The following is a 927-nucleotide window of genomic DNA, read 5'->3' on the forward strand; positions in this document are numbered from 1 at the left end:
AGGAAGCGCGCAAGAGCGTGTTCTACGCCACCGGTTTCATTGGCTACTTCTACCTGCTGCTGATCATCGTCGGCTTCGGCGCCATCGTCATGGTGGGTACTGACCCAAGCTTCCGGGATGCCAACGGCGCGATCATCGGCGGCGGCAACATGATCGCCGTGCACCTGGCACAGGCCGTGGGCGGCAACCTGTTCCTCGGGTTCATTTCGGCGGTGGCCTTCGCGACCATCCTGGCCGTGGTCGCCGGGCTGGCGTTGTCCGGCGCGTCGGCGGTGTCCCACGACCTGTATGCCTGCGTGATCCGCAAGGGCCAGGCCAGCGAGCAGCAGGAAATCCGCGTGTCGCGCATCGCCACGCTGTGCATCGGCGTGCTGGCGATCATCCTCGGCCTGCTGTTTGAGTCGCAGAACATCGCGTTCCTGTCCGGCCTGGTACTGGCAATCGCCGCCTCGGTGAATTTCCCGGTGCTGTTCCTCTCGATGTACTGGAAGGGCCTGACCACCCGTGGCGCGGTGACCGGCAGCCTGGCGGGACTGGTCTCGGCCATCGTGCTGCTGGTGCTGAGTCCGGCGGTGTGGGTCAACGTACTGCATTACGACAAGGCGCTGTTCCCCTATTCCAACCCTGCCCTGTTTTCCATGAGCCTGGCGTTTTTCAGCGCCTGGGTCTTTTCCGTCACCGACCGCTCGCCCCGCGCTGCCGTTGAACGCGGGCGTTACCTGGCGCAGTTCATTCGCTCCATGACCGGCATTGGTGCCGCAGGCGCCAGCAAACACTAACTCTCATTTTCCAACCCGGAGGAATCGTGATGTCTCACGCCCCTACCCTGCAAAGTTTTATCGCTGGCCGCTGGATCGGCCAACACGGCGCCCAGGTGCTGCGCAGCGCCATTGACGGCCACGAGCTGGCACGCACTCACGAGGAGCG

Annotated in this window: 1 pseudogene; it reads left to right on the forward strand. The window is 64.0% G+C overall.

Features of this window, described 5'->3' with window-relative positions:
* A pseudogene (gene actP / locus HX846_RS39815) lies at window positions 1-779 on the forward strand (cation acetate symporter); the annotation flags it as partial.
* Between the last annotated feature and the right edge of the window lie 148 nt (window positions 780-927).

The sequence above is a fragment of the Pseudomonas sp. K5002 genome, from assembly GCF_013386655.1.
In the GTDB taxonomy this organism is placed as follows: Bacteria; Pseudomonadota; Gammaproteobacteria; order Pseudomonadales; family Pseudomonadaceae; genus Aquipseudomonas.